At 66.5% G+C, this 26314-nt stretch carries 31 protein-coding genes; 21 read left to right on the forward strand and 10 right to left on the reverse strand.

The genetic code is table 11. The annotated features are described in order from the left end of the window. The first annotated feature begins 4 nt into the window (after nt 1-4). Entirely contained in the window at nt 5-718 is a 714-nt protein-coding gene (locus tag ACQY4Y_RS09865; RefSeq protein ID WP_428490369.1) for an ATP12 family chaperone protein, read from the forward strand. Further along, entirely contained in the window at nt 715-984 is a 270-nt protein-coding gene (locus ACQY4Y_RS09870; protein WP_428490370.1) for an acylphosphatase, read from the forward strand. Before ACQY4Y_RS09865 ends, ACQY4Y_RS09870 begins: the two co-directional genes overlap by 4 nt. Before the next feature lie 158 nt (nt 985-1142). Here ACQY4Y_RS09870 and ACQY4Y_RS09875 read toward each other — a convergent pair whose 3' ends face one another. Both ACQY4Y_RS09875 and ACQY4Y_RS09880 read right to left on the reverse strand, forming a co-directional pair. Continuing rightward, on the reverse strand, nt 1143-1757 hold the full coding sequence (locus tag ACQY4Y_RS09875) for a Uma2 family endonuclease (RefSeq protein ID WP_428490371.1): 615 nt from the start codon (nt 1755-1757) through the stop codon (nt 1143-1145). A 30-nt stretch (nt 1758-1787) separates the two neighbouring features. Next, entirely contained in the window at nt 1788-2129 is a 342-nt protein-coding gene (locus ACQY4Y_RS09880) for a tRNA-binding protein (protein WP_428490372.1), read from the reverse strand. Between the two features lie 72 nt (nt 2130-2201). Between ACQY4Y_RS09880 and ACQY4Y_RS09885 the strand changes: the two genes are divergently transcribed. From ACQY4Y_RS09885 to ACQY4Y_RS09900, 4 genes are all read left to right on the forward strand, one after another. Further along, nucleotides 2202-3800: a gamma-glutamyltransferase family protein gene (locus tag ACQY4Y_RS09885; protein WP_428490373.1), complete on the forward strand. Its 1599-nt coding sequence runs from the start codon at nt 2202-2204 to the stop codon at nt 3798-3800. 2 nt (nt 3801-3802) lie between these two features. Continuing rightward, the gene (locus ACQY4Y_RS09890; protein ID WP_428490374.1) at nt 3803-5293 is read left to right on the forward strand and encodes an amidase; all 1491 of its coding nucleotides are present in this window, start codon (nt 3803-3805) and stop codon (nt 5291-5293) included. A gap of 278 nt (nt 5294-5571) precedes the next feature. Further along, complete coding sequence (locus tag ACQY4Y_RS09895) at nt 5572-6048, forward strand: CopG family transcriptional regulator (protein ID WP_428490375.1); 477 nt, start codon at nt 5572-5574, stop codon at nt 6046-6048. A 58-nt stretch (nt 6049-6106) separates the two neighbouring features. Then, nucleotides 6107-7183 carry an extracellular catalytic domain type 1 short-chain-length polyhydroxyalkanoate depolymerase gene (locus tag ACQY4Y_RS09900; protein ID WP_428490376.1) on the forward strand — a complete coding sequence of 359 codons (1077 nt, stop codon included), beginning with the start codon at nt 6107-6109 and terminating at the stop codon, nt 7181-7183. A 170-nt stretch (nt 7184-7353) separates the two neighbouring features. On the opposite strand, the gene ACQY4Y_RS09905 is transcribed toward ACQY4Y_RS09900, so the two are convergent. Continuing rightward, entirely contained in the window at nt 7354-7995 is a 642-nt protein-coding gene (locus ACQY4Y_RS09905) for a TetR/AcrR family transcriptional regulator (protein ID WP_428490377.1), read from the reverse strand. 109 nt (nt 7996-8104) lie between these two features. Here ACQY4Y_RS09905 and ACQY4Y_RS09910 point away from each other — a divergent pair, with 109 nt between their 5' ends. After that, on the forward strand, nt 8105-8515 hold the full coding sequence (locus tag ACQY4Y_RS09910; RefSeq protein ID WP_428490378.1) for a VOC family protein: 411 nt from the start codon (nt 8105-8107) through the stop codon (nt 8513-8515). Nucleotides 8516-8530: 15 nt separating this feature from the next. Here ACQY4Y_RS09910 and ACQY4Y_RS09915 read toward each other — a convergent pair whose 3' ends face one another. The 3 genes from ACQY4Y_RS09915 to ACQY4Y_RS09925 all read right to left on the reverse strand — a co-directional run bounded on the left by ACQY4Y_RS09915 (nt 8531) and on the right by ACQY4Y_RS09925 (nt 10408). Further along, on the reverse strand, nt 8531-8704 hold the full coding sequence (locus ACQY4Y_RS09915) for a hypothetical protein (protein ID WP_428490379.1): 174 nt from the start codon (nt 8702-8704) through the stop codon (nt 8531-8533). Nucleotides 8705-8865: 161 nt separating this feature from the next. Then, nucleotides 8866-9222 carry a DUF1491 family protein gene (locus ACQY4Y_RS09920; RefSeq protein WP_428490380.1) on the reverse strand — a complete coding sequence of 119 codons (357 nt, stop codon included), beginning with the start codon at nt 9220-9222 and terminating at the stop codon, nt 8866-8868. A gap of 31 nt (nt 9223-9253) precedes the next feature. Then, complete coding sequence (locus ACQY4Y_RS09925) at nt 9254-10408, reverse strand: acyl-CoA dehydrogenase family protein (protein ID WP_428490381.1); 1155 nt, start codon at nt 10406-10408, stop codon at nt 9254-9256. 133 nt (nt 10409-10541) lie between these two features. Here ACQY4Y_RS09925 and ACQY4Y_RS09930 point away from each other — a divergent pair, with 133 nt between their 5' ends. From ACQY4Y_RS09930 to ACQY4Y_RS09950, 5 genes are all read left to right on the forward strand, one after another. Beyond that, complete coding sequence (locus ACQY4Y_RS09930) at nt 10542-10772, forward strand: hypothetical protein (protein ID WP_428490382.1); 231 nt, start codon at nt 10542-10544, stop codon at nt 10770-10772. Nucleotides 10773-11081: 309 nt separating this feature from the next. Beyond that, nucleotides 11082-12229 (forward strand): IS630 family transposase gene (locus ACQY4Y_RS09935; protein WP_428490713.1). Its coding sequence is split into 2 segments (ribosomal slippage): nt 11082-11541 and nt 11541-12229, totalling 1149 coding nucleotides; the frame shifts between segments, so codons are not numbered across the junction. A gap of 49 nt (nt 12230-12278) precedes the next feature. After that, on the forward strand, nt 12279-12509 hold the full coding sequence (locus tag ACQY4Y_RS09940) for a hypothetical protein (RefSeq protein ID WP_428490383.1): 231 nt from the start codon (nt 12279-12281) through the stop codon (nt 12507-12509). Beyond that, nucleotides 12506-12799, forward strand: coding sequence for a type II toxin-antitoxin system RelE/ParE family toxin (locus tag ACQY4Y_RS09945; RefSeq protein WP_428490384.1), 294 nt, complete (start codon nt 12506-12508; stop codon nt 12797-12799). The genes ACQY4Y_RS09940 and ACQY4Y_RS09945 overlap by 4 nt, the downstream gene beginning before the upstream one ends. Nucleotides 12800-13318: 519 nt before the next feature. Beyond that, nucleotides 13319-13693, forward strand: coding sequence for a DOPA 4,5-dioxygenase family protein (locus ACQY4Y_RS09950; protein WP_428490385.1), 375 nt, complete (start codon nt 13319-13321; stop codon nt 13691-13693). 61 nt (nt 13694-13754) lie between these two features. Here the strand turns inward: ACQY4Y_RS09950 and ACQY4Y_RS09955 are convergent, their stop codons facing one another. Continuing rightward, complete coding sequence (locus ACQY4Y_RS09955; RefSeq protein ID WP_428490386.1) at nt 13755-14573, reverse strand: enoyl-CoA hydratase; 819 nt, start codon at nt 14571-14573, stop codon at nt 13755-13757. Continuing rightward, entirely contained in the window at nt 14573-15805 is a 1233-nt protein-coding gene (locus ACQY4Y_RS09960) for a CaiB/BaiF CoA transferase family protein (RefSeq protein ID WP_428490387.1), read from the reverse strand. Before ACQY4Y_RS09960 ends, ACQY4Y_RS09955 begins: the two co-directional genes overlap by 1 nt. A gap of 247 nt (nt 15806-16052) precedes the next feature. On the opposite strand from ACQY4Y_RS09960, the gene ACQY4Y_RS09965 reads away from it, so the two are divergent. Further along, nucleotides 16053-17171, forward strand: a complete 1119-nt coding sequence (locus ACQY4Y_RS09965; protein WP_428490388.1) for a hypothetical protein — start codon at nt 16053-16055, stop codon at nt 17169-17171. Beyond that, entirely contained in the window at nt 17165-18460 is a 1296-nt protein-coding gene (locus tag ACQY4Y_RS09970; protein ID WP_428490389.1) for a hypothetical protein, read from the forward strand. Before ACQY4Y_RS09965 ends, ACQY4Y_RS09970 begins: the two co-directional genes overlap by 7 nt. Before the next feature lie 63 nt (nt 18461-18523). Here the strand turns inward: ACQY4Y_RS09970 and ACQY4Y_RS09975 are convergent, their stop codons facing one another. Together ACQY4Y_RS09975 and ACQY4Y_RS09980 are read right to left on the reverse strand one after the other, a co-directional pair. Further along, nucleotides 18524-19150 carry a hypothetical protein gene (locus ACQY4Y_RS09975; RefSeq protein WP_428490390.1) on the reverse strand — a complete coding sequence of 209 codons (627 nt, stop codon included), beginning with the start codon at nt 19148-19150 and terminating at the stop codon, nt 18524-18526. Between the two features lie 362 nt (nt 19151-19512). Next, nucleotides 19513-20160, reverse strand: coding sequence for a flavin reductase family protein (locus ACQY4Y_RS09980; protein WP_428490391.1), 648 nt, complete (start codon nt 20158-20160; stop codon nt 19513-19515). Nucleotides 20161-20349: 189 nt separating this feature from the next. Here ACQY4Y_RS09980 and rph point away from each other — a divergent pair, with 189 nt between their 5' ends. The 7 genes from rph (at nt 20350) to moaB (ending at nt 26288) form a co-directional block, all read left to right on the forward strand. Beyond that, complete coding sequence (gene rph, locus ACQY4Y_RS09985) at nt 20350-21066, forward strand: ribonuclease PH (RefSeq protein ID WP_428490392.1); 717 nt, start codon at nt 20350-20352, stop codon at nt 21064-21066. Further along, a complete protein-coding gene (locus ACQY4Y_RS09990; RefSeq protein WP_428490393.1) occupies nt 21066-21665 on the forward strand; it encodes a non-canonical purine NTP pyrophosphatase in 600 nt (199 codons plus the stop codon). The genes rph and ACQY4Y_RS09990 overlap by 1 nt, the downstream gene beginning before the upstream one ends. Nucleotides 21666-21779: 114 nt before the next feature. Then, a complete protein-coding gene (locus ACQY4Y_RS09995; RefSeq protein WP_428490394.1) occupies nt 21780-22313 on the forward strand; it encodes a thiamine pyrophosphate-binding protein in 534 nt (177 codons plus the stop codon). 12 nt (nt 22314-22325) lie between these two features. Continuing rightward, nucleotides 22326-22940 (forward strand): thiamine pyrophosphate-dependent enzyme, encoded by a 615-nt coding sequence (locus tag ACQY4Y_RS10000; RefSeq protein WP_428490395.1) that lies wholly within the window; start codon nt 22326-22328, stop codon nt 22938-22940. Then, on the forward strand, nt 22933-23721 hold the full coding sequence (locus tag ACQY4Y_RS10005) for a uracil-DNA glycosylase (protein ID WP_428490396.1): 789 nt from the start codon (nt 22933-22935) through the stop codon (nt 23719-23721). The genes ACQY4Y_RS10000 and ACQY4Y_RS10005 overlap by 8 nt, the downstream gene beginning before the upstream one ends. A 293-nt stretch (nt 23722-24014) precedes the next feature. Then, complete coding sequence (locus ACQY4Y_RS10010; protein ID WP_428490397.1) at nt 24015-25706, forward strand: transglycosylase SLT domain-containing protein; 1692 nt, start codon at nt 24015-24017, stop codon at nt 25704-25706. A gap of 33 nt (nt 25707-25739) precedes the next feature. After that, nucleotides 25740-26288 (forward strand): molybdenum cofactor biosynthesis protein B, encoded by a 549-nt coding sequence (gene moaB, locus ACQY4Y_RS10015; protein WP_428490398.1) that lies wholly within the window; start codon nt 25740-25742, stop codon nt 26286-26288. Nucleotides 26289-26314: the final 26 nt, after the last annotated feature.

Consider the following 26314-nt stretch of genomic DNA (forward strand, 5'->3'; position numbering starts at 1 on the left):
AAACGTGAAGCGTTTCTGGGACAGCACCGAGGTCCACCAGACCGAAAACGGCCACACCATCCTGCTCGACGGCAAGCCGATGCGTCTGCCCGGCGGATCGCCCCTTCTCGTCGCCAAGCCGCGACTGGCCCAAGCGATCGCAGCGGAATGGCAAGCGGCCGGCGGCGCAAAAGGCGGCCAGATGTCGTTCAAGGATACCCCGCTCACCCGCCTCGCCGGCACCGCGCTGGACCGCATTGCCCCTGATCCTGCCATCACCATCGACGCCATCGCCCGATACGGCGAAACCGACCTGCTTTGCTACCGCGCCGAAACCCCCCAGGCCCTGGTGCGGCGACAGTGCGACCAATGGCAGCATTGGCTGGATTGGGCCGAACGCATCTACGGCGCCAGGCTGCGCGTGGTTACCGGTGTCGGCTACCTAGGGCAGCACCACGACAGCATCGCCGCACTCAGGCAAGCCGTCGCCGCCCTCGACGTGGACACCCTGGCCGGCCTCGGCATCGCCGTCCCTGCGCTCGGCAGCCTGATACTCGGCCTCGCCTTGGCCGCCCAGCAACTCGACGCCCAGACCGCCCACGCGCTGGGTGCCCTGGACGAATTGTTCCAAGCGGAGCAATGGGGAGACGATGACGAAGCGGTCGGCCGGCGCGCCGCCGTGTTGGCCGACATCGTGCTCGCTTCACGCTATATCGACCTGACCCGGGGGGATCAGTGAACGCCAAACGACTGGTTATCGCAGGTCACGTTCAAGGCGTCGGCTACCGCGCCTGGATGACCCGCAAGGCCACCGAACTCGGCCTGTCCGGCTGGGTCCGCAACCGTGCGGATGGAACCGTCGAAGCCCTGATCGCCGGCGATATCGCCTCGGTCGAGGAAATGTCGCGCCTATGCCGCCGCGGCCCCCGCATGGCCGAGGTCTCCTCGATCGACGAAGACCTGGCGGAACTGCCGGAGGAGCCGGGCTTTCACCAGCAAGGATAGAGCCATGGCCGATGGCGCGATCGGCTGCCAATGGGACGGCCATACATCTTGATCCGCAAGCCATGCTGAGCCCAGCCTGACTGGCAATTTATCCGAGAGCGCGACCTACGCCCGAGTTCGCCACCGTGATGGCCGTCATCCTCAGCCGACCGCGCTCGCTAGCCCAACAGCGCGGCAACCGAGATGGTCGCGCCCGGCAACAGCAGCGGTTCCAGCACGCCCTCGCGCCCGACCCGCGACACCGACGCGTAATCATCGCCGGCGGGGCCGCGGCAGACGTCCACCTCACCCACCGCCAGGTTGACGATCCACAGTTCGGCGATGCCGTGTCTGGCATAGAGCGGCCGCTTGACCGCGCGGTCATAGTCCAAACTGCTGGCGGCGATCTCGATGACCAAAAGCACCTCGTTCGGACGCGGCGTCGATTGCCGATAATCGTCGGCCCGCGGCCGCAGCACGGTGAAATCCGGTTCGGGCTCAGAGCGGTCATCGAGTTGCACCGGATTTTGCACCGACACGACGCCGCGGTCACCCACCGCATGGATCAGCATGCGAGTAAGCCCGTTCACCGTCCCCGAGTGCTGACTTCCGATCGGCGCCATCGCGACCAGTTCTCCCTCGATGAGCTCGACCCGATCACGCTCCGTCAGGATGCCGACCTCGCCCATGCGATGGTATTCAGCCACCGTGAGCGGGCGCCGAGCCACCCAAGGATTGCGGGTCAGCAGACCCGTCTCGGCAGGTGGTCCAGTCTCAGCATCTTGCGTTTTCATTCACCCGTCTTTCCGCCGCACCGATCCATCCTAAAACAACTTCCCACCATTCGGCACCCGCAGATCCGGACGAATCATCACAACCGCACCGTCCTCGTCTGGCATGCCAAGCGTCAGCACCTCACTCAGGAACGGGCCGATCTGGCGCGGCGGGAAATTCACCACCGCGCAGACCTGCCGCCCGATCAACTGGTCCGGCCGGTAGTGCACCGTCAACTGCGCGCTGGATTTCTTGATCCCGATCTCCGCCCCGAAATCGATGCTCAGCTTGATCGCCGGCTTGCGCGCCTCGGGAAACGGTTTCGCCTCGGTGATCGTGCCGACCCGGATTTCCACCGCCTCGAACGCCTCGTAGCTGATCTGCTCCGCCATCTGATTGTTTCCTCTGCGTTGCTTTGGCGGCGACCTGGGTTAAGCTGACCGTCCCCTGATCCGAGGACCAAAATGCGCGATTACCAGCTACCCGGCCGCAGTCCGGTCTATTCCACCCACGGGATGGCGGCAACCTCGATGCCGGCGGCCACGCTGACCGCGCTCGACGTGCTGCGGGCCGGCGGCAACGCGCTCGACGCCGCGGTGGCCGCCGTCGCCGTGCTCTGCGTGATCGAGCCGCAATCGACCGGCATCGGCGGCGACTGCTTCTGCCTCTACGCACCCGCCGGAACCGGCCGCGTGCACGCGCTGAACGGGTCGGGCCGGGCCCCCGCCGCCGCCACCATCGATTACTACGAAAGCCGCCAGATGCGCGCCCAGGACAACACCTCGCCGCACTCGGTGACGGTCCCCGGCGCGGTCAACGCCTGGGAAACATTACTCAAGGCGCACGGTCGCAAAGGCCTCGACGAACTGCTGCAACCGGCGATCCGCTTCGCCCAGGACGGCTGGCCGGTGCATCCCAAGGTGTCCTGGGACTGGGCTCGGCTGGAGGAAAAACTGCGCAAGGGCGGCGCCACCCCGTTCCTGCCCAACGGCTCCGCGCCCAAGGCCGGCGACCTGTTCGCCCAGCCCGCGCTGGCCGAAACCCTGCGCGCCATCGCCCGCCACGGCGCCGAGGCGTTCTATCAGGGCCCGGTCGCCGCCGACATGGTGGCTACCTTGCGTGAGCGCGGCGGCCTGCACACCGAGGAGGACTTCGCCAAAGCCCTGCACAACGCCGAATTCGTCGATCCGATCAAGCTGCAGTGGAAAGGCTACGACGTCTACCAGTGCCCGCCCAACGGCCAGGGCCTGCTGGTCCTGATGCTGCTGGGCATGCTCGACGGCCTGCCCCCGGCGCCCGACGGCGCATCCGGCGTGATCCGCGCCCACCGCCATATCGAGGCCGCCCGCCTGGCCTATCGCGATCGCGATGCCTTCATAGCCGACCCCGAAGCCGTGGACGTTCCGGTCAAGAAATTGCTCAGCCCGGAGTACCTGGCGGCCCAGCGTGCGCTGATCAGCGACACCGCGGCAATGCCCACCTTGCCGGCCGCGGGTGAATCGATACTGCCGCCACACAAGGACACGGTCTATCTCTGCGTCGTCGACCGCGACGGCAACGCCTGCAGCTTCATCAATTCCCTGTTCGAGGGTTTCGGCACCGGCATCCTGGCCCACAAATCCGGCGTCATGCTGCAAAACCGCGGCCTGAGTTTCCGATTGGAGCGCGGCCACCCGAACTGCATCGCTCCCGGCAAGCGGCCGATGCACACCATCATCCCAGGCATGCTGATGCAGGCCGGCCGCGCGGTCATGCCGTTCGGCGTGATGGGCGGCCACTACCAGCCGATGGGACAGTCCTGGTTCCTGACCAATTTCCTTGAATACGGCCTGGACCTGCAGCAGTCGTTGGATCTGTTCCGGGTGTTCCCGACCGGGGGCAAGCTGCTGGTGGAACGCGGCGTGCCCGACGATCTGGTGCGCAAGCTGGCGTCCATGGGCCATGACCCGGCGCCAACCGAACGCCCGCACGGCGGCGGCCAGGCGATCTGGATCGACCACGCCCGCGGTTGCCTGGTCGGGGCATCCGAACCGCGCAAGGACGGCCTGGCCCTGGGCTACTGATCATGGACCCCTGCGACCTGACCGCCGTCGAGGCACGCCGGCTGATCGGCAGCAAGAGCCTGTCATGCCGCGAACTGCTGCAAAGCTGCATCGGCCGCATCGAGGCGGTCGATCATGCCGTCAACGCCATGGTCGCGCGCGACTTCGATCGCGCCCGCGCCACCGCCGAGGCCGCCGACGCCGCCGTGGCACGCGGCGATGCCCTGCCGCCGCTGCACGGCCTGCCGATCGGGATCAAGGACCTGGAGCCGACGGCCGGCCTGCGCACCACCTCCGGCAGCCCGTTATTTAGCAATAACGTTCCTACCAAGGACATGCGCCTGGTGGCAAAAATCCGCGCCGCCGGGGCGAACGTGATCGGCAAGACCAATACGCCGGAATTCGGCGCCGGCGCCAATACCCGCAACGCCGTCTACGGCGCCACCGGCAATCCGTTCGATCCGACCAAATCCTGCGCCGGATCGTCCGGCGGATCGGCGGTGGCGTTGGCGACCGGCATGGCGCCGATCTGCCAGGGCTCCGACACCGGCGGGTCGTTGCGCAATCCGGCGTCGTTCTGCGGCATCGTCGGCTTCCGCCCCACCCCCGGCCTGGTGCCGACCGAACGCCGCCCGCACGGCTGGAGCCTGCTTCCGGTGGTCGGCCCGATGGCCCGCACCGTCGCCGACACCGCGCTGCTGCTGGCAGCCATGATCGGCGACGACGCCGGCGATCCGCTGGCCACCACGATACACGCAAGAACGATCCGCCAACCCGGCGATTTCCACCCGCTGGCACCGATCGACCTCGCCAGCCTGCGCGTCGCGCTGACCCCGGATTTCGGCTTCGCGCCAACCGAAAGCCACATCGCTTCGGTATTCGCGGAAAAGACCGGCCTGTTTCGCCACGCCTTCGCCCGCGCCGATGACGCCACGCCCGATTGCACCGAAGCCAACCGGGCATTCGAGGTGCTGCGCGCCACCCTGTTCCTGTCTTCCCATCTCGAGAAAGTCCGCAACACCCCCGATCTGGTCGGCCCCAACGTGCACGCCAACGTCGAGGAAGGCCTGCGCTACAGCGCCGAGGATATCGCCAGCGCGCAGGCCGCCCAAACCACGCTCTACCACCGCTGGCAGTCGTTCTTTGAACAATACGACGTCATTCTGACCCCGACCATCACCATCAGTCCGCGACCCTGGCGCGAGCTCTACCCCGCCGAGATCGACGGCACGCCCACCCGCACCTATTTCCATTGGCTGGCGATGGCCTACGCCGTCACCGTGGTCGGACACCCGGCCTTGTCGCTTCCGGTCGGCCTGGATCGCAACGGCATGCCGTTCGGGCTGCAGATCGTCGGCCCGCGCGGCGGCGACGCCCTCGTGCTGCGCGTCGCCGCCGAACTCGAGATTCTGCTCGCCCAGGATCTCCGCACCGCCAGGCCGCTGCCCGACCTCGCCGCCTTGCGCGCAGCACCGCCGATCAGCGCGTCCCCGGGCTTCCTCGGTTTCGACTAGAGTGCGATCGCTTTTGGTGGCCTCGCCAAAAGTGTGAATCGCCCTCTCGAACAATCAAGAGTGCGATCGCTTTTGGTGGCATCGCCAAAAGCGTGAATCGCCCTCTCGAACAATCAAGAGTGCGATCGCTTTTGGTGGCATCGCCAAAAGCGTGAATCGCCCTCTCGAACAATCAGTTCCAAAGCATTTTCGGTTACCTGAACCAATAATGCTCTGACCGCTTGCAAGCCGGCGCTCCCGTCCCATCTACCATCCAGGTGGATGGTAAGGGGATGATGATGAGCCGGCTTCACGAATTACGGCCACGCGCATCGCGGCCACAGCCGCCCGCCCCAAAGCCGCCCGCCCCAAAGCCGCCCGCCGCAAAGCCGCCCGACAGCGAAAAAATCACCATAAACCTGGGCTTCGTCGACCTCGGCCAGGTCGATCTGATGGTGCGCGATGGCTTCTACGCCAACCGCACCGACTTCATCCGCACCGCGATCCGCAACCAGCTCGATCGCCATGCCGACGTGGTCCGCCAATCGGTGGCGCGAAAAACCCTCGACCTCGGCCTCTGTCAATACACAAGGCATGACCTCGAGGCAGCACGAAGCCGCAACGAAATGCTGCACATCAACGTGCTCGGTCTGGCCAGCATCGCTCAGGATGTGACCGCCGAACTGGCCCGCGCGACGATTTCCTCGGTCACCGTCCTCGGCGCGCTGCACGCCAGTCCCGCGGTCAAGGCCGCGCTCGCCGACCGCACCTATTGAACCGGAACAACCCAAGCCGCCGCTGGGTACCGAAGCCGTCATGCCGAAAGTAAGCATCATGAAACTCTTCTCGCCGCGAGACCTACTGAACCCGAAACGTCTCGCTCCAACCGCCCGCCTGATCGACGCAACCGCCGCCGTTCGCCGCACGCTCGGCAGCCTGAATGCCCAAGCCCCGCACGCCCGGTCGCCCCACCCCAACCCCCTGGCGCCGCACCCTGGCGCCGGCTTTCCCGACTGGACGCGCCCCGCCTCCTCGCCAGGCAGCCTGAGCGCCCAAGGCGGCGCTTTCAACGCCCGCGGCTTCAGCGGTCCCGCTGGCACACGTCCATACAAAGTGTATATACCAACCAGCTACGCCGGACAGCCCGTGCCGCTGGTTGTCATGCTCCACGGCTGCACTCAGTCCCCCGATGATTTCGCCGCCGGCACACGCATGAACAAGGCCGCCGAGGCAAACAGCTTCATCGTCGCCTACCCCGCGCAAACCGGCACGGCCAACGCGCAAAAGTGCTGGAACTGGTTCAACCCCGCCGATCAGCAGCGCAACGGCGGAGAAGCCTCCCTGATCGCCGGCATCACCCGCCAGGTGATTCACGATTTCGCCATCGACCCAAGCCGGGTGTATGTCGCCGGGCTGTCGGCCGGCGCTGCGGCCGCCGCGATCATGGCCAACACCTACCCCGAGCTCTACGCCGCCGTCGGAATCCATTCCGGATTGGCCTGCGGCGCGGCCCGGGACATGCAATCGGCATTCACCGCCATGCAGCGAGGCAACGACGGCGCTCGATCCGCTACCGGACGGATCGTCCCCGCCATCGTGTTCCACGGCGACCGGGACACCACGGTCAACGCCCGCAACGCCGACGCCGTCATCGCCCAGACGCTGCGGGGCCAGCCGTTGCGCACCCAGGTCGAGACCGCTCAGGTGCCGAACGGTCACGCCTATACGCGAACCTCCCGGATCGACAGCGATGGCAACACGCTGACAGAGCAATGGGCCGTCCACGGCGCCGGCCATGCCTGGTTCGGCGGCAGCCGGGATGGATCATACACCGACCCGCGCGGCCCCGATGCCACCGCCGAAATGCTGCGCTTCTTCCGCCAACATCCGCTCTCCCGTCCCCAAGCGTGATCGCGCTGAGGGTGAACCAGGCTCAGACGTGAATCGCCCTCTCCAACCGAACAGACCCGCCAACCGAACAGACCCGGTGGTCCGATCCCGACGCAAGCATCCCATGCGGTCGGCTGAATCGGCCGACAAAATCAAGAGCCCCAGCGTCCCACCAAACCCACCGCGCACGCTCAAATGCCGTCCTCAACCATCCCCAACAGCCGAGGAATTGCCGCCTCGATCCGTTCCGCCTCCATCCCCCGCAACGGACCGTCGATCACCAGCATCGCCAGCCCGTGCACCGCCGACCACGCCAAATACTCCGCCCCATCGCGACGCTCCGCCGGCATCACCTTCGCGGCGGTCATCCGGTCCAACGCCAGGCCCAGCAACTGAAACGGATTGAGCCCGCTGCCGCCAGCCTGCTCCACGCCCCGGCTCTGGCCAGCTTGCGGACCCGTTCCGAACGCGGTCCGGAACAGCCCCGGCTCGCTGAAGGCAAATCGCAGATAGCCACGCCCGACCGCGCGCAGGCTGGCCCTGGCGAAGGCCGCCGGCGGCAGCTCCGCCGCGATGGCGGACAGTTCCTGCTCCATCGCCACGGCAATCGAGGACAACGCCGCCGAACGCACCGCCTGCAGCAAGTCCTGCTGACTGTTGAAATGGCGGTAGGCGGCATTCGGAACCACTCCGGCGCGTCGCGTCGCCTCGCGCAGCGTCACCGCCTGCGGTCCTCCTGAGCGAGCCAGCGCGATGCCGGCGTCCAACAAAGCGCGCCGCAAGTCGCCATGGCGATAGGTGTCGCGCGCCGCGACGGTGCTGGCCGGTCTCATCTGTTCGCACACCATCGCGCGATTATGTGGACACTGTCCAGAAGTGCCGCTACAACCCGATGTGGACGCCGTTCACAAGCGGCCAACCGTCAGATGGGGAGAACCGAGAATGCTGGTGCAGCCATATCTTTCGTTCAACGGACGTTGCGACGAAGCAGTGAAGTTCTACCAGTCCGCCATCGGCGCCGAGGTTCAGATGCTGATGCGGTTCAAGGAAGCCCCCGACCAGTCGATGGTCCCGCCAGGATCGGCCGACAAGGTCATGCATGTCAGCCTGCGCATCGGTGACTCGCTGGTGATGGCAAGTGACGGCGGGTGCTCCGGAACCGCGGCATTCAGCGGCATTTCGCTCTCGCTCACCGCGGCCGACGACGCCGAGGCGGATCGTCTGTTCGCCGCCCTGGCTGATGGCGGCCAGGTCACCATGCCCTTGGCAAAGACCTTCTTCGCATCGAAGTTCGGCATGGTGACCGACCGTTTTGGCCTGAACTGGATGGTAATGACCGGTCAGCAAGGCTGATCCGGCACCCGCTGTTCAGGTCGGCGGCGGCGTTGGACGCGCGCCGCCGACCGCGCCCGATACTCCGCGGCCCAGCCGCCGCCACAGCCGCTCGGCCAGTTCGCCGATCTCACGCGCGATCACCCTGTTGCCCTGGACGGATAACTCCATCGCGTTGGCCCAATCTGTCCAAAAATCGGATTTGTGCATCTGGCACTTCCTTTCAGAAACCTGGAAAGGACGCCTCCGTCTTGTTGCAGTGCAACATAGGTCGCCGGGACCACCGTTGCAATCAAGAACCCGGCTGAAATCCCGACAAAGCCCGGCGCCAACTGCCCCGGCAAACCCGGCTCAGACCGCCGGCGCGACGATCACAGGATCTTTGCCTCGAATGGCGGCAGCAGATCGGGCGCCTCGAACTCGATAACCCAGAGGTCGGGGTCGAACGTCACCTGCCTGGCGATGTAGGCGTCGGCGGCGGCGTCATCGACCGGCAACGGTCCGGTGGCGCGCATCCATGCCAGCGCACCGGCGCCGGAGCGAACCTGCGACAGCACGCAAACCTGCTTGTCGTTGCGCAGCACCACCAGCACCCCCCCGGCGTCGGCATCGCCGCGGCGGATCACCGCGCCGTAGCGCCCCTCGGCGTTACCCTTCCGCACCGCCATGCCGACCCAGATTCCCGCCTTGATCCGCGGCGTCGGTGTCTCGCGCCCGTCGCTGCTCACCCGTCGCTGCTCACCGGTCGCCGCTCGCCGCTCATCGGCCGATGATGCGGCGCGCGATCGCCATGCGATGCACCTCTGACGGGCCTTCGTAGACCCGCATCGTGCGGACCTTCTGCGCCATCAGTTGCAGCGGCAGTTCCTTCGCCACGCCCATGGCGCCGAACGCCTGCATCGCATGATCGACGATCTCGGTGGCCATCTCGGTGCCGTAGAGCTTCACCATCGAGGCCTCGGTCCGCACGTCGTGCCCGGCATCGGACTTGGTCGCGGCGTCATACACCATCAGCCGGCAGGCATGGATCTTCACCGCGGCATCGGCGATCCACCACTGGATCGCCTGGCGGTCGGCCAGCCGCTGGCCGAAGGTCACCCGCTGCTTGGTGTGCTCCACCATCATGTCGAGCGCGCGGCGGGACATGCCGATGCACCAGGCGCCGATCTGCACCCGGCGCACCGTCAGGCGGAGCTGCATCGGCGCATAGCCCTTGCCCTCGACGCCCAGCAACTGGCTGGCCGGGACGCGGCAGTCCTCGAACACCAGTTCATAGGTGCGCTGGCCGCCCAGCATTGGGATCTCACGCTCGATAATGAAGCCTTTGGTGCCGCGCTCGACGATGAAGGCGGTCACCCCGTCGGCGCGCCTGCCCTCGCCGGTGCGCGCCATAACGATGACGAAATCGGCCTGCGGCACCCGGCTGACCCAGATCTTGCGGCCGTTGATCACCCAGTCGCCGCCGCTGCGGACCGCGCGCGTGGTCATTCCCGCCGGATCGCCGCCAGCCCCCGGCTCCGAGATGGCGATCGCGGACTGCGCGTCACCGCGCGCATAGGGATCGAGATACTTGCCCCGTTGCTCGTCGTTGGCCGCCGCGATCAGCATGTGCAGGTTGGGGCTGTCCGGGGGAAAGGTGAACGGCACGCAGGTCCGCCCCTGTTCCTCATACACCCCGGCCAGCGCCGCATACGGCAGGTTGGCGCCGCCATAGGCTTCCGGCACGTCCAGGCCCCAGAGGCCGAGCTCCTTGCACTTCGCCAGCAGCCGCTGTTCGTCCTCCGCCGGCAGCCCCGAGGTCTGCCCCGACATCTCGCGGGCCAGCACGGTCTTTTCCAGCGGCATCACGTCGCGGTCGATGAACTTCGCGACAAGCTCCTGCAGCATGCGGTGTTCTTCGGGCAGTTCGAACATTCCGGCGTGTCCTGATCAGGTTCGGGCTGGAAGTTGCATACGCCGGGGGGCCGGGGTGGGCAACATTGGGGGCCGGGGCTGGACTGCTCCCGGCTTCGCGAGGAAGCGGCGCCAGGATTTCAGGGCACCGCGCTTGATTGCGTTGATTTCCGAAAGCGCGGTCATCCATGCAGACCCGGTCATCGAGGCAGAAGCTACCCGCGCCGAATATGGCGAAACCCGTTATCGGGCAGTGCGCGGTGAGGTGGAGGAGGATGGCAAGAGACGTTATCAGGCGATACTCACTCGACACAATGAGGGCGCTACGCGACCAGAGCAAAAACCGCAGCAAAAACCGCGCCGATGCGCCAGCGCCGCCCGTTGATCCAGACATCTGGGACAGCGCCAAAGTCGTCATGCCGGCGTCAGGCGAGACCTCGGTGCGCCTGCGGCTCGATACCGACGTGCTGGAGTGGTTCAAGTCTGGGACGCGGCCACTTTGCGCACATGAACGCGGTGTTGAGATCCTGTCCTAGGCGCGCGAGCGTCAGGGACGGTAGGTGTGGCCTCGGCCGCGCCAAGGAGTGCTACGTTGCGCCGCGATCCGCTCAGCACGGCGTGCTAGTACCTCCTGTCATTGATTTCGCGGCCATTCTTCGAATCGATAGTTCCGCAACGACGGAGATGCTTCGTGATCGCGGAACGACTTGCTGGAAAAAGGTATGTGGTGAAGCTCAGCGAAGAGGAGCGGGATCGCCTCAACACGCTGATCCACGCGGGCAACCACCCGGCCCGGCAACTGACCCGGGCCCGCATTCTGTTGAAGGCCGACAGCGCGCAAGCGGGCGACGGCTGGAGCGACAGACAAATCGCAACAGCCCTCGATACCAGCGTCGACACGGTCGCACGGACCCGCCAGCAAATGGTGGAAGAGGGGTTCGAGGCCGTTCTGGTCCGCAAGCATTCCCCAGCCTCGGCCAGACCGCGCATTTTCGACGGAGCCGCCGAGGCTAAACTGATCGCGCTGGCTTGTTCCGACCCGCCGAAGGGTCGCAAGCGGTGGACGCTACAACTCCTTGAAGAGCACGTTGTCGAACTGAAGATCGTCGACCGCGCCAGCGACAACACGATCGGGCGGACGCTAAAAAAAACCTCCTTAAGCCGCATCTACAAAAGCAATGGGTGATCCCGCCGGACGCCAACGCCGCCTTTGTAGCCGGAATGGAGGACGTTCTTGAGGTTTATCAGAGGCCGCACGATCCAGAGTATCCTGTGGTCTGCGTGGACGAGACCTCGAAACAATTGGTCGCCGAAACGCGTGTAGCCATCGCTGGCAGGCCTGGGCAACCGGCACGCTACGATTACGAGTATAAGCGTAATGGAACCGCTAATCTGTTCATGATCTTCGCCCCCCTGGAAGGCTGGCGCCATGTCGAGGTGACAGATCGCCACACGGCCGTGGATTATGCTCAGATCCTCAAAGCCATAGCCGACATGAATTTTCCGAAGGCGAAGAAAATCGTGCTGATGCAAGACAATCTCAATACCCACAAGCCGGCGTCGCTCTACGAGGCTTTTCCCGCCGCAGAGGCCCGCCGGCTGGTGGAGCGGTTCGAATGGCACTACACGCCAAAGCACGGCAGTTGGCTGGATATGGCTGAATCCGAGCTCAGCGCCTTGTCGGGTCAGTGCCTCGATCGGCGGATCGCGGACAAGCAAACTCTGACCGAGGAAGTCGCCGCATGGGAGGGCAGCCGTAACAAGAAACATGTCAAAGCCGACTGGCAGTTCACCACCGCCGATGCCCGCGTCAAGCTGAAGCGGTTGTACCCCGCACTATGAACGACTCGAAGTACTAGGTTTTTTGGTGATATCCTGTTACCTCTCAACCATGACCACGCTACTTGACGATGCGCTTGAGGCAGCGCGCCGCCTGCCGCCCGACGCTCAAGACGACATCGCCCGGCTGATACTGCGGCTTGCCGGGACCGATCACGAGCCGCCTCTGGGGCTTTCGGCCGACGAACGCGCGGCGATCGCTCACTCAAAAGCCGCGGCGTCCCGGGGGGAGTTCGCGACCGACGATGAGGGGCGTGCGGTGTGGGCAAAGCATGCCTTGTGAAGCTTCGCTATACCCTTCCGGCACTTGCCGACCTTGACTCGGTCCTCGGCTACATCGCGGCTCATTCGCCCCAGGGGGCGAAGCGGGTCCGGGCGCGTATACAGGTCATCATTGATCTTCTGTTGCTTTATCCCGGCCTCGGCACTCGCACGGATGACCCGAGTATCCCGCGTATGACGGCATCACCTTATCCCTATCTCATCTTCTACCAGGTCACCGAGGCCGAGATCATTATTCATGCCGTTCGCCACGCGGCGCGCAAACCGTCCGGCATGCCGGGCGCCTCCTGATGAGGCTTTTTGTAATGAGCTCTGGATCCGGCTTCGTGGTTCCGATCATTCGAGTTCGCTTCGAGCGCTTGAGCCTTAACTTTGGAAACACCTAATCTTTCTGGAGGAGCGCGGCACGGCGTGCCGGTTGTCCTCACAGCGACAAGTCTAGGCTGCACCGGGTAACCACCCAACAGAATTGGTCTGTATATCTACCTTGAGTGCGTGCAGGCATTACGTCAGCAAGAGAATCGTTTCGCGTCTCCCTGACGGCACCTTTGCTGATGCGGCTTTGTTCGTTCTTGAAGACCTTTGCTACGATCTTACTGCGGTCATTCGCAACATCTTCATCGAGGATTTAAGTGCAATCCCCCTGTGAAGAAAAAATACTCGAAACTGGGACAACAATCCGCCTTCGCAATGGATTGGATCTCTGTTCGATGCTCAACCGAACGCGGAACTGGTCTCAGGGCGTCCACCCCTGGGCAAAACCCGGTCTTCGGCGTATATCCACCGAAAACAACCAGGGAGGATGCGCCAATGACCCGCGTCACGGGCTACCACGCCCATGTCTATTACGGCCCCGCCGACCGCCCGGTCGCCGAACGCCTGCGGCAGATCATAGCCAGCAACTTCGCCATCAACCCCGGCGCCCTCAACGACGACCCCCGAGGGCCGCATCCTATCTCCCAGTTCAACGTCACTTTCCGAGCCGACCAGTTCCAGGCCATCGTGCCGTGGCTGATGCTGAACCGCGATGGCCTCGACATCCTGGTGCACCCCCTAACCGACGACATGATCGACGACCACAGCGTCCACGCGATGTGGCTCGGCACGCCGGTCAAGCTGAAGCTTGACCACATGCAACGCACCGGCTACCGCCCCGAGCAGCTGCCGGAGGTCCAGCCGGCCTAGCCGCGCGCAACCCTGGCGGAGCAGCCAGAGACGCCGGCTTCGCCCCTACCCAACCGCGCGCTCACCGCCCAACGAAGCGCGGCGGCCGCTTCTCCATGAACGCCGTCCGCCCCTCCTTGTAGTCGGCGCTGTTGAAGCAAACCTCGCCCATGCTGCGGATCGCCTCCATGTCGCGTTCGGAGCGGTCTTTGATCATCTCGTTGATCGTCAGCTTGGACGCGGCAACCGACAGCGGGGCGTTGTCGGCGATGGTGCGCGCGATATCCAGCACCACGTCGTTCAAGCCTTCCTCGGAGGTCATCTTGTTGATCAGGCCGATGCGTTCCGCTTCCGCGGCATCGATCCGCTTGGCGGTGTAGAGGATCATCCGCGCGTGCGCAGGCCCCACCAGGTCGATCAGCCGCTTCACCGCATCCGGCGCATAGGCGATCGACAGCCGCGCCGCCGGGATGCCGAACTGGCTGTCAGCCGAGGCGATGCGCAGATCGGTCGCCATCGCGATCGCCAGTCCACCGCCCATGCAGAAGCCGCGGATACGCGCGATCACCGGCTTCTTGAACGTATGGAACTTGTCGCGCCCGATGCCGGTGGCCCGATCGTACTCCACCTGCGCCTCGGCGCTGTTGCGGTTCTTCTCGAACTGGCTGATATCGGCACCCGAAACGAACGCCTTGTTGCCGGCCCCGGTCATGATGACGACGCTGACGCTGCTGTCGTCGGAGAATTCATCCAGGATCTCACCCAGGCCGGTCCACATCTCCATCGACATGGCGTTGCGCTTTTCCGGCTGGTTGAAGGTGATCAGGCCGACGCCGTCATCCTTCGCGGCCAGCATCTTTCCGCCCGCGAAGGCGCGGGTCTCGGCGTGGTCGGGCAGCATCAGATCACTCCCTTGTGGCGCATGTCGTTCAGTTCGGCGTCGCTGTAGCCGACGCTTTTCAGGATGTCGTCGCTGTGCTCGCCGGCGTTTGGCGTATGGTCGCGGATCGCCTTGGAGAAGCCGGAGATACTGATTGCCGATGCAACCACCTGTTTGTCGCCGACATGGGGGCTGTTCATCCGCGTGGCCATGCCGAGGTGTTTCACCTGGGGATCGGCGAACACCTGATCGATCGAGTTGATCGGCCCGCACGGGATGCCATTGGCCTCGAACAGCTCGATCCAGTGGTTGGACGGCTTGGTGCGGGTGATCTCGCCGATCGCGGCGTTGATCGCGGCGCGGTCGCGTGACCGCCCGGCCTGGGTCTTCCAGTCCTCGCGGGTCAGCCAGTCAGGGCGCTCGATCGCCTCGCAGAACCGGGTGAACACGCGCGACGAACTGGCGGCGATGTTGATGTGGCCGTCGCTGGTCGGGAACACCCCGGTCGGGATGCCGGTCGGATGGTCGTTGCCGGCCTGCCCGGCCACCTCGCCTTCCATCAGCCAGCGGCTGGCCTGGAAGTCGAGCATGAAGATCTGCGCCTCCAGCAGGCTGGTGGTGACCCAGCGGCCGACCCCGGTGCGTTCACGGTCGAACAGCGCCATCATGCAGCCCAGCGCGAGCAGGTTGCCCGCGGTCAGGTCGTCGATCGGGATGCCGACGCGCATCGGGCCGCGGCCGGGCTCGCCGGTGATCGACATCAACCCGCCCATACCCTGGGCGATCTGATCGACCCCGGCGCGCGGACCATACGGGCCGTCCTGGCCGAAGCCGGAGATGCTGCCGTAGACGATGCGCGGGTTGACCGCCTTGACGTCGTCGTACGACACCTTCAGCCGGTGCTTCACGTTGGCCCGCATGTTCTCCAGCACCACGTCGGCCTTGGCGGCCAGGCGCATGAACGCCTCGTGGCCCTCCTTGGCTTTCAGGTTCAGGGTGACGGCGCGCTTGTTGCGGTGCAGGTTCTGGAAGTCGAAGCCGTGGCGGCGCCCGGCGACGTCCTCGCCCTCGCCGGGCGGCGGCTCGATGCGGATGACGTTGGCGCCCCAGTCGGCGAAGTGGCGCACCGCGGTCGGCCCGGCCCGGGCCAGCGTCAGATCCAGCACGGTGATGCCGTTCAGCGGCAGGCGGGTCTTGCTGGCGGCGAACATCGCCCGCTCCTGAGTGCCAATGTCGGCGGGGCTGTCGGGCATGGCTGGTTCCTTCTGGCAATCCGGGGCGATCATCGGCCGGTCTGGTGGATTGCTCAAGAGCCACCTGCCGTCGGTTCACGACGGGGCAAGGCTCCTGCGAACCAGCCGTCGGCCGGCGCAGTCCAACGACGATCACGGTGTGGGGCGCCGGCCGCTCCCGAAAGTAATCTTTTATCAACTATTTGGGTCTAGCTGTTGGGCAATGCTGGCGGGTTCCAAAGCGCTGGCCGCTTCTGAGGGATCAAACGTGTCCGAACCGAGCCTGCCGCCGGTACAAACCTACCATCCGACGACGTTCCTCGAACGCGGCGTCGCCGTGCCCTTCACCACGCCGCTGCTGGCCGGCACGCGCGCTCGGCCGGGCGAGAAACGCGGGTTGGAGCTGGTCATTCCCAACCCCTCGGGCGGCCGCGGGGTCTACATCATGGCGTGGAAAAGCATCAGCGCGCTGTGCAGTCCGACCTTGCACGACAGGCAGCTCAACGACCGGATCGAGGCGCTGACCAGCGTGACCCCCGGCACCATCCGCCGGGTCAGCCGGGAAATCGCCGCCGAGGGGTTGGCCGGCGACGAGGCAACGGCAGCAGCGCGCAAGGCGGCGGACAATGACAAAGGCGACCGGCTGCTGGCGAACTACCTGCTGTTGCTGGCCCTGGTCGAGCAGGTCGATGCCCCGACCGCGGAACAGAAACTCGCCGCCGTCAGCGATCCCGAGGAGATGCAGCGGCGCGCCCGCCTGGCGGTCGACCAGGTGGCGCCACTGTTGCGGCGGACCAGCAACTGGGTGGCCGCGGCGCTGGAAGCGATCGGCGACACCATGTCCTATATCGGTGTCACCGTCGGCAGCACCAGCGGGCGGGTGCCGCGGCTGATCAAACTGCTGCAGCGCTGCTCGCAGGAGGTGGCGGCGTGGAGCAGCGCGCAACGCTCCGACGACCAGGCGTCGTATGCCGAAATGATCTGTACTGTGGCCGATCACACTCTGAAGCTGGCGGAGGCCACGCTGGCGCAGGCGCGCGAGTTGACCAACGATGTTCTCGGGCTGTTGCGGACCTGGGGCAAAGATCCGGAGCCGATCGTGCGCCTGTCCGGACGTCCGGAATGGCTGCTGGACGGCTGGGAACAGATTTGCCTGCTGTGGACTCTGGCGCAGGACGATGCGGCGCGCCGCGCCGCGCTGGTCGAGATGGTTCAACTTGTTCCGGTGCTGCCCAAGGAGGCCAAGGAATGGGCTGACCAATTCCAGGAGGTCGATATTTCAATGAAACTGCGCCGGCTGATCCCGCTGAACGAGGACTGGCGCACCGGGGCGGCGGTGTTCGATACCGTTGCTCGCAACGAACACATGCGGGCACTTTCATGTTGACGGGCGCTGCTCCGCTGGCCGCGGTCCGGCCGGGGCGGTCCGGGATGGGTGCGTTGCGCGCCGATATGCTGGATGCCGACGATGCGAAGATCCGCCAGATCGTTGCCTTGCTGGAGGCATCCGCCGAACCCGGGGTGCGCCAGGCGGTGCTGGAACCGCTGCGCCGGCGGCTGTCCAGCCTGAAGCCGCCGCGCCTGCTGCGCTTTACCCGGCTGTTGTTCATGCCGCTGGATGGGCTGATCGTGCCCGCGTCGCAATGGAAGCCCGGGCAGGCGACGATCCCGCGCAGCGTGCTGGAGGCGATATCGCGCACCGTTCAGGCCGAATTGGGCGACGCGGCCAAGGCGATCGAGACAATGATCGGCGGCCACCACACCGACGAAGCCGAAATAGTCAGCCGAGCCGGACTGGCGGCATGGGGTCGGGCGGGTGAGATACTGGGCCGCGCGCCGGCGCCGCTCGGCTGGGCGGACACCGGTCTGCCGCCAGGGTTGTACGCGCCGCTAGCCCGCGCCATCGCCACCGTGCTGCGCGGTGCCTCGGTGATGCGTGACCTGGAGCGTGACGTCGAAATCGGCGTGCTGCAACCCGATGAACAGGCGATCCGCGACATCGTGGCGAGCCTGAGCGGCGAGCCGGCGCCGGGCGGCACGATGGTGTTCAAGCTGCTGCTGCGGCGTCTGCCCCACGTGGTGCCGCAGTTGCGCCAGCTTATCATCCTGAGCGGAACGCCGGCCGACCGGGCCATGCTGCAGACCGCGATGGACGAGGGCACCGACGCGCTGCTGGCCGACATGGAGGATCGATCGGAACTGACCGAGGGGCTGCGCGACGGGGTCCTCTCGGCGGTGGGAACCGAGGTGCAGCGGATCGCCACGTTGCTGCGCGACATCGACCTGGACCCCGGCGCGGCGCGCCATCGTGTCCGGCTGACCGGGATCCGCAAGAAGCTGGACGAAGTCTGCCGCGGGCGCTTCGTCGAGGGCATCACCAACGGGCTTGTCGGACCGCTGGCGGTAGCGACGGTGGCGCTCGACAGCGTCGGCCAGAAGAAGATGGAATCGTTCGCCCGGGATCTTCGCACCATCGAGACCACCGGGCGCAAGCTGGGCAACCCGGCCGCCTATGACGCGCTGCTTGAGAAGGCGAGCGAAGCAGTGCAGGCGGCGGTGCGTCAGGGCAGCATCGGGACCATGGGGGCGGTTCGGCTGGTGGAGATCCTGGCCGGGCCCGAGATGGCCGAAACGATCTATCGGAAGACTGCGGCACCGGTGGATCAGGTCGCGTAGCCCAACGGGTTTTGCGGGCTGGGTTGTCGTGGCGGCAGGTAATCGTGCGTGCGATGTCGCGGATCAGGTGGTTTGCGCGGCCGCGGTGTCCTGGGTCGCCGCGGCGGCATTCCGCTGGGCCAATCTTGCGGCGTGCGCGGCCTGGTTCTGCTTCAACTGATCGGTGATGCGCTGGGCTGCGAGGCGCTTATGAAGGGACTGGGTCATGATCGCGTTGCCGGTCCTGCCGGCCGGGTGGATCGCGTCGGGGCGGCTTTGCGCTGGAGCCACCGCGACCGAAGTGGATACGACGGGGTCTGGTCGCGCGGCCGGGACGGTGGCGGGTTGGAGTTCAGTGGGTTGCGGGTGTGAAGCGGTCCGTGGCGGTGCATCGGCCGGTTGTTCGGTGCGGCCGTCGCGGCGGGCGCGCTGCAGCTTGTCGAGCTGGCGCTGGGCCTTGTGGCTTTCGCGGCTAAGGCTGACTGCACTGCCGCGCAGGCGCAGCTTGGCGGTCAGCGACAGGTCTTCGGCGGCGGCCTGGCTGAGGGCCTCCAGACACTGGAAGCTGAGGCCGACGAGTTTGCCGGCCAGGCGGATTTCATCGTCGGTCTGGGCGTCGTGGGCGGCGAGCATCTGGGCGGCGGCTTGGCGCGCGGTGGCGAGGTCTCCGGCCGCGCCTGGCAGCAGCAGAGGGGCGAGGCGGGCTAGCACGGTGTTGAGGACGCTGGTGGTATGGGCGGCCGGGAATGAGGACGGCCGGGGCGCCGGGGAGGATATTGCGGGGGAGATCGGCGGGGAAATCGCTGGCGGGGAAATCGCTGGCGGGGAAATCGTTGGTGGGGAGATCGTTGGTGGGGAGATCGAGAGCGACATGGGATTGCGGGCCGCGTTCTGGGTTCGTTCATGGAGACAATAGTGTGTCGTTGCGGGAGGTGCAAGACTAATTTCCCAGATTTTGGCGGTGGGGGTGGATTGGACCTGGGTTTGGTTCAAGGCAACCATCTGGCAGGTCCGGCGTCCCGGAGGAGCGTCGCGGCGCTGGGCCCCGGACAATCAGACCTACTCGGCCAAACCTACTCGGCGGCCTTGGCCTTGCGGGCGGGCCAATCGTCGAGCGGTATCCTTGGCAATTCGAACCGGTCGGTGACCCGGGCGTACCAGCCCCGGCCGTGCATGCGCCCGATCAAGTCCAGCTTTGGCGTATCGATGTAGCAGCGTTCCTTGTCCAGCACGCAATCGTCGCGCACGTGGATCGCCAGCACCTTGCCGAGCACCACGGCGCGGTCGATGCCGACCTCGACGACGACCAGGCGTTCGCATTCGAAGGAGACCGGCGCCTCGGCGATGCGTGGCGGCTTGACGTGGCGCGACGGGGCCGTGGTCAGCCCGGCTTCCTTCAGTTCGTCGACGTGCTTGGGGAAATCGATCGCGGTGACGTTCATCGGTTCGGCCAGTTCGTAACTGACCAGGTTGATGACGAACTGTCCGGTGCGGCGGATGTTGCCGCCGGTGTCCTTGACGTCGCCGGGGGCGCGGCCGCCGATGCCGAAGGCCAGCACCGGGGGATTGCCGGAGACGGCGTTGAAGAACGAGAACGGCGCGGCGTTCAGCGTGCCGTCGGTATCCTGCGTGGTCACCCACGCGATCGGCCGCGGCCCGACGGTCGAGGTCAGCAGCTTGTAGATATTCTCGCTCTCGATGTTAACGAAGTCGAACAACATGGCGGCCTCATGGGATTGCTGGATGTGATTGCTGGGCGGCAGCGTTAGGCGGCGGCCTGCGCGCTGTCCAGGTGGGCATCCCGAGCGCGCGGTTCGGGGTGGTGGTTCGGGGTGGTGGTTGCGAGCATCCCGCCAGGCTGTATGGTCGGGGCCGAACCGATTGCCAAACCCATTCAGGGACCCAGGCCCATGCGCCCATCCGGCCGTAGCGCCGACGCACTCCGCGCGGTGTCGATCACCACCGGCTTCGCCCGCCACGCCGAGGGTTCGGCGCTGATCCGGATGGGCAATACCGAGGTGTTGTGCGCCGCCAGCGTGGAAACCCGGGTTCCGCCGTTCCTGCGCAATACCGGGTTGGGCTGGGTCACCGCGGAATACGGCATGCTGCCGCGGGCGACCCACACCCGGGGCGATCGGGAGGCGGCGCGGGGCAAGCAATCCGGCCGCACCCAGGAAATCCAGCGCCTGATCGGGCGGTCACTGCGTGCCGTGGTCGATCGCGCGGCAATGGGCGAGATGTCGATCACGCTGGACTGCGACGTGCTGAACGCCGACGGCGGCACGCGGTGCGCCGCGATCACCGGCGCGTGGGTCGCGCTGTCACTGGCGTTTCGCCACCTGGTGAAGATTAACGTGCTGAAGACGGTGCCGCTGATTGGGCAGGTGGCCGCAGTGTCCTGCGGCATCGTGTCCGGGGAGGCGGTGCTGGACCTGGATTACGGCGAGGATTCCGGCGCCGACGCGGACGCCAACTTTGTGCTGACCGATGGCGGGGGCATCGTCGAGATCCAGGCCACGGCGGAAAAGACCGCGTTCACCGAGGCGCAGTTCCAGCAGCTTCTGGCGCTCGCCCGAAGTGGCACCACCGCGCTGTTCGCCCAGCAGCGGGGCGCGCTTGGGGGGTGATGGTGCGCACGCTCTGCCGCGGTCAGCAACTGGTGCTGGCCACCCACAACCCTGGCAAGCTGCAAGAGTTCGAGGCGCTGCTTGGCCCGGTTGGCATCGATCTGGTGTCGGCCGCCGCGCTTGGGCTTCACGAACCGGAGGAGGACGCGGCGGATTTCGCCGGTAATGCTCGGATCAAGGCGGTGGCGGCGGCGACGGCGAGCGGGCTGGTGGCGTTGTCCGACGATTCGGGGTTCTGCGTTGCCGGGTTGGGGGGCGCGCCGGGTGTGCACTCCGCCCGCTGGGCCGGGGAGTCGAAGGATTTCGCCGCCGCGATGGAACGGGTGCATCAACGCCTTGGCGATAGTGCCGACCGGCGTGCCTGGTTCGTCGCGGCGCTGTGCCTGGCGTGGCCCGACGGCCGTACGGCGACGTTTCTTGGTCGGATCGACGGCGCGGTGGCGTGGCCGCCGCGGGGAGGCAATGGTTTTGGATACGATCCGATGTTCCAGCCGGGGGGCGCGCAGGCGACTTTCGGCGAGATGGACCCCGACGCCAAGCACGCGGTCAGCCACCGGGCCAGGGCGTTCGTCCAGGTACTGGCGTGCTGCCTGGGTTGAGCCGCGGCCGCCGGCGCGGCTACAGTGGGGTGCCGCGTTGGGGTGCCGCATCCTGGTGCTGGGCGGGGTCGTTTGGTGTGCGTGGCAAGTCGGTAACGAAGCGGGAAGACAATGATGACGCTAGGCTCGGATGCGGACGGCAAGACCAACTGGCAGGGCGCGATCTACGACCTGCTGCGAGCCAGCGGCGTCACCCAGTTCTGCTATGTGCCCGATGCCGGGCATAAGGTTCTGATCGATCGGTCGTTGGCGGATCCGGATGCGCACTCGGTGCCGTTGACCACCGAGGAGGAAGGCGTGGCGATGGTGGCCGGCGCCGATCTGGGTGGGGCGCGGGCGGTGCTGCTGATGCAGTCCTCGGGCGTCGGCAACTGCATCAACATGCTGTCGCTGACCCAGGGCGCGCGGTTTCCGCTGCTGACGCTGGTGTCGATGCGGGGCGAATATGGCGAGGGCAATCCGTGGCAGTTCGCCATGGGCCAGGCGGTCGAACCGGTGCTGAAGGCGATGGGGGTTATCGTAATGCGAGCGGAACATCCGGATGAGGTGGTGGTGGCGGTGGAGGCCGCGATCACCATGGCGTATCAGTCCGGCCAGCAGGTCGCCGTGCTGCTGACGCAGCGCCTGATTGGCGCCAAGAAGTTTTAGGGACATTCGGTCATGGCCAAATTGAACAAGCTGCAGACCGCGAGCCTGCCCGAAGCGGTGCTGGATCGTCGGCGCGCGGTGCCGGCGCTGATCGAACGCCCAGGTGACTTCCTGATGGTCGCGGGCCTGGCTGGGACGGCGTGGGAGCTGTCGGCGCTGACCTACGAATCGCCCAGCCTGTTCGGGCTTGGCGGGGCGATGGGCGCGGCGCCAATGATGGGCCTGGGGCTGGCGCTGGCGCAGCCCAAGCGGCGCGTGCTGGTGGCGACCGGGGACGGCGAACTGCTGATGAATGTCGGCGCCCTGGCAACGATCGCGCTGCAGAATCCGCCCAACCTGACCATCATCTGTGTGGACAATGGTCACTACGGCGAGACCGGCAACCAGGACAGCCACACCGGGCTGGGCGTTCGGCTGGACGTGATTGCCGCCGGCTGCGGCTTCCCGGTGGTGCATGTGATAAACTCCGAGGCCGACATGGCGGAGGGGCGCCGACTGGTGCGCGAGGGCGGCGGCCTGTCATTCATTCTGCTGCGGGTGACCGAAGGTCCGGCGACGCATGATGGCAAGAAGAACCTCGTTCCGCACGTGGAGCGAGATCGTTTCCGAGCCGCATTGCTTGGATGACGCGCTGGCATTGCTGAGCCTGCAGCTCGAGTGGGGTGCCGACGAGAGCATCGGGGTGGATCCGATCAACCGGCTGCGGCCGGTCGAGGCCAGTCCGGCGCCGCGCCGGTTGGCGGTGTCGCCACAGCCGTTGTCGGGCGCTCAGGGGTCGGGCACTCAGGGTACGCCGGGTGAGCGGGCGCTGGCGCTGGCGGGGCGGGCGGCGACGCTGGACGACCTGCGCGCCGCGCTGGCCGGGTTTGACGGCTGCTCGCTGCGCGATACCGCCAGTAACCTTGTGTTCGCCGAAGGTGATCCCGACAGCGCCACGCTGATCATCGGTGAGCCGCCGGGACGCGAAGAAGATCGCGGCGGGCATGGGTTTGCCGGACCCGAGGGCCAGTTGCTGGACCAGATGCTGGCCAGCATCGGGCTGGGTCGGGGCGAACTGATGCTGACGCCGCTGCTGCCGTGGCGCCCGCCGGGCGGGCGGCCGGCCTCGCCTGGGGAGATCGCCCTATGCCTGCCGTTCCTGCACCGTCTGGTGGGTTTGGTGAAGCCGCGGCGGATCGTGCTGTTCGGGGCCACGGCGGCGCGGGCGATGCTGCCGCAATCGCCGGCGCGGCGGCGGGGACCGCGCAATTGGGTCGAGGGGGCGTTCCCGGGGATGCCAGCGGCGCTTCCCGTGCTGGCCCTGCCGGGACTGGCGGACATGCTGAAAAATCCGCCTCTGCGGCGGGACGCATGGGCAGGGCTGCGGCTGTTGCGGCGCGCGATCGACCAGCTGCCAACAGAAACGTGACCTTGGATTAACCTGGGATTAATTCGCCGTTTTCCGCGATCTGTCTCGCCAATAGTCATTTGTCTCATCACAGGCGGTTGCGTCTCGTGGATGGAGCGGCTAGCGGAACGGCCATGCGAGGGATCGGTTACACGCTCTCCCGCCTTCCTAGGGTCCGGGCGGTTCTCGCTGGGGCGGCGATTCTCGCGGGGGCGATCACGTCCGCCGCGCACGGACAGGGGTCCGAATCGGGGAACGGCACAGGGACAGCCACGGATGGCGCGCTCACGCGGCAGGGCGAGGCTGCGCCGGCAGTGGTTCGGGATGGCGCGCCAAGCGTGGCGTTGCCGCGGCCTCTGGCGGCTGGCGACGCCGAGGCGATACGGCGGGTGTTTGCGTTTCAGGCACGTGGCGACATTCAAGACGCGATCCGTTCGCTTGCGACGGTCAGCGATCCGTTGCTGTTGGGCAGCGTGCTGGCGGATCGCTATCTCGGCCGCCACCACTGGTCCACGCCGGACGAACTGTCGGATTGGCTGGCTCGCTATGGCGACCAGCCCGAGGCGCCGGCGATCCGGGCGTTGTTGCTGACCCGGCTGCCGAAGACCGCGACCCCGCCTCCGGCCGCCGACGTTGCCAGTTTGAGCCGTTCCAGCCCGGCGGCGACGATGCCGGAGGATATCGACCCGCCGCGTGACGATATCAATCGGCAGCCATTATTGGATAGGACCGTTCTCGAACTGGCGCAGCGCGGTGCCACCGCCTCGGCGCTGCGCCTGATCGGCCGCGCGCCAGGCGTCGCGGCGGCCTATGGCGGGCAGTTGCGCGCCGAGGTGGCGCAGGTGTTATTCACTCGCAACGAAGACGCTGAGGCGCTGCGTGTTGCGCGGTTGTCGGTGAGCGGTTCGGCTGCGGCGGATCGGCCTGGGCTGGGGTTCTATATCGCCGGCCTGTCGGCCTGGCGGCTGGATCGGGTCGAGTTGGCGCGCGAGCTGTTCGAGGCGGGCGCGAACGCCGCCAGCAGTTCCACGCGCACCCGCTCGGCGGCGGCGTTCTGGGCCTGGCGCGCCGGCCGCGCGACGGGCGATCCGGTTGGGGCGCTGAATTGGCTGCATGTTGCGGCGGAACAGCGCTTTACCTTCCATGGCGTGCTGGCGCGGCGGATCCTGCGGATGGATACCGCGCCGCGGCCGGGCGGAGAGGCGCTGGGTCAGTCCGACGTCGATGCGGTAGCGGCGACCGCGAGGGGAAGGCGCGCCTTGGCGCTGCTGCAGGTCGGCCAACGCGACCGAGCCGAGGCGGAACTGCGCTCGCTGTGGCCGGTTGCGGTCGCTGATTCGGCGCTGGCGCACGCGGTGCTGCGGGTTGCCTCGGTCAGCGGCATGATGGACTGCGCCGCGCAGATGGCGGCGTCGCTGCCGGCGGGCGACGGCCAGAAGCAGGCCGAGTTGCACTTCGCGCTACCGCGGTTGCGGCCGGCCGGCGGGTTCAGGATCGATCCGACGCTGGTGTATGCGCTGACCCGGGTGGAATCGAATTTTGATCCGCGAGCGGTGTCTCCGGCCGGCGCGCGCGGGCTGATGCAGATCATGCCGGCGACCGCGCAGTATATCACCGGCGAGGGGGTCGGGGCCGCCGATCGCCTGCACCAGCCGGCGTTCAACCTTGAGGTCGGCCAGCGCTACGTCAGTTATCTCGCCGGGCTGGATGGTATCGATAACGACTTGTTACGGTTGCTCGCCAGCTATAACTCCGGGCCCGGCAATTTCACCCGTTGGGGCGCGGAGCTGCACGACCAGGGTGATCCGTTGCTGTTCATCGAAGCGATTCCGATCGCCGAGACCCGTGGTTTCGTGCAGCATGCCCTGGTGTATTCGTGGATCTACGCCGCGCGCATGCATTTGCCGGCACCCAGCCTCGACGCGCTTGCGGCCGGCGAATTCCCCCGCTTCACGCCGCCACGCCACGGGCGCAGGATGGTCTTTCTTACGTCGAACCTGCACTGACCGTTCGGCGTTTATCCGCCGGAGGTATCAGCCATGGCTCGTCCAGAGCAGAGTTATCCGTTCATCCCGATCAACATCGCGGTGTTGACTGTGTCGGACACCCGCACCCGGGCAGACGACACCTCGGGCGACGCGCTGGCCGAACGCATCGAGCGGGCTGGCCATCGGCTCGTCGCGCGCGACATCGAGAAGGACGATACGGCGGCGATCGAGGGCTTGCTGCGGCGCTGGATCGCCGATCCCGAGGTCGACGTGGTGATTACCACCGGGGGCACCGGCATCACCGGGCGCGACGTGACGCCGGAAGCGTTCGAGCATGTGATCGAGAAACGCATCGAGGGCTTCGGCGAATTGTTCCGCATGTTGAGCTACCAGAAGATCGGCACCTCGACGATGCAATCCCGAGCCATCGGCGGCGTCGCGGGGGGGACGTATCTGTTTGCGCTGCCGGGCAGCACGGGTGCGGTGAAGGACGGCTGGGACGATATCCTGGTGTCGCAGTTGGACAGCCGCCACCGGCCGTGCAACCTGGTCGAGCTGATGCCTCGGCTGCAGGAGCATCTGAAGCCGGCGGCGGAATAGCGTGCCGACAGTCTTCCCCGGCAGGT

Origin of the sequence: Rhodopila sp. (genome assembly GCF_965277165.1) — a bacterium.
Lineage (GTDB): Bacteria > Pseudomonadota > Alphaproteobacteria > Acetobacterales > Acetobacteraceae > Rhodopila.

Excerpts from the sequence above, each read along its gene's own strand:
- ACQY4Y_RS10000 (WP_428490395.1), top strand. The coding sequence starts at position 22,326 with ATGGCCAAATTGAACAAGCTGCAGACCGCGAGCCTGCCCGAAGCGGTG.
- ACQY4Y_RS09910 (WP_428490378.1), top strand. The coding sequence starts at position 8,105 with ATGCTGGTGCAGCCATATCTTTCGTTCAACGGACGTTGCGACGAAGCA.
- ACQY4Y_RS09875 (WP_428490371.1), bottom strand. The coding sequence starts at position 1,757 with ATGAAAACGCAAGATGCTGAGACTGGACCACCTGCCGAGACGGGTCTG.
- ACQY4Y_RS09885 (WP_428490373.1), top strand. The coding sequence starts at position 2,202 with ATGCGCGATTACCAGCTACCCGGCCGCAGTCCGGTCTATTCCACCCAC.
- ACQY4Y_RS09915 (WP_428490379.1), bottom strand. The coding sequence starts at position 8,704 with ATGCACAAATCCGATTTTTGGACAGATTGGGCCAACGCGATGGAGTTA.
- rph (WP_428490392.1), top strand. The coding sequence starts at position 20,350 with ATGCGCCCATCCGGCCGTAGCGCCGACGCACTCCGCGCGGTGTCGATC.
- ACQY4Y_RS09950 (WP_428490385.1), top strand. The coding sequence starts at position 13,319 with ATGACCCGCGTCACGGGCTACCACGCCCATGTCTATTACGGCCCCGCC.
- ACQY4Y_RS09955 (WP_428490386.1), bottom strand. The coding sequence starts at position 14,573 with ATGCTGCCCGACCACGCCGAGACCCGCGCCTTCGCGGGCGGAAAGATG.
- ACQY4Y_RS09940 (WP_428490383.1), top strand. The coding sequence starts at position 12,279 with ATGACCACGCTACTTGACGATGCGCTTGAGGCAGCGCGCCGCCTGCCG.
- ACQY4Y_RS09970 (WP_428490389.1), top strand. The coding sequence starts at position 17,165 with ATGTTGACGGGCGCTGCTCCGCTGGCCGCGGTCCGGCCGGGGCGGTCC.
- ACQY4Y_RS09880 (WP_428490372.1), bottom strand. The coding sequence starts at position 2,129 with ATGGCGGAGCAGATCAGCTACGAGGCGTTCGAGGCGGTGGAAATCCGG.
- ACQY4Y_RS09890 (WP_428490374.1), top strand. The coding sequence starts at position 3,803 with ATGGACCCCTGCGACCTGACCGCCGTCGAGGCACGCCGGCTGATCGGC.
- ACQY4Y_RS09905 (WP_428490377.1), bottom strand. The coding sequence starts at position 7,995 with ATGAGACCGGCCAGCACCGTCGCGGCGCGCGACACCTATCGCCATGGC.
- ACQY4Y_RS09990 (WP_428490393.1), top strand. The coding sequence starts at position 21,066 with ATGGTGCGCACGCTCTGCCGCGGTCAGCAACTGGTGCTGGCCACCCAC.
- moaB (WP_428490398.1), top strand. The coding sequence starts at position 25,740 with ATGGCTCGTCCAGAGCAGAGTTATCCGTTCATCCCGATCAACATCGCG.
- ACQY4Y_RS09980 (WP_428490391.1), bottom strand. The coding sequence starts at position 20,160 with ATGTTGTTCGACTTCGTTAACATCGAGAGCGAGAATATCTACAAGCTG.
- ACQY4Y_RS09925 (WP_428490381.1), bottom strand. The coding sequence starts at position 10,408 with ATGTTCGAACTGCCCGAAGAACACCGCATGCTGCAGGAGCTTGTCGCG.
- ACQY4Y_RS09995 (WP_428490394.1), top strand. The coding sequence starts at position 21,780 with ATGACGCTAGGCTCGGATGCGGACGGCAAGACCAACTGGCAGGGCGCG.
- ACQY4Y_RS09900 (WP_428490376.1), top strand. The coding sequence starts at position 6,107 with ATGAAACTCTTCTCGCCGCGAGACCTACTGAACCCGAAACGTCTCGCT.
- ACQY4Y_RS09895 (WP_428490375.1), top strand. The coding sequence starts at position 5,572 with ATGAGCCGGCTTCACGAATTACGGCCACGCGCATCGCGGCCACAGCCG.
- ACQY4Y_RS09960 (WP_428490387.1), bottom strand. The coding sequence starts at position 15,805 with ATGCCCGACAGCCCCGCCGACATTGGCACTCAGGAGCGGGCGATGTTC.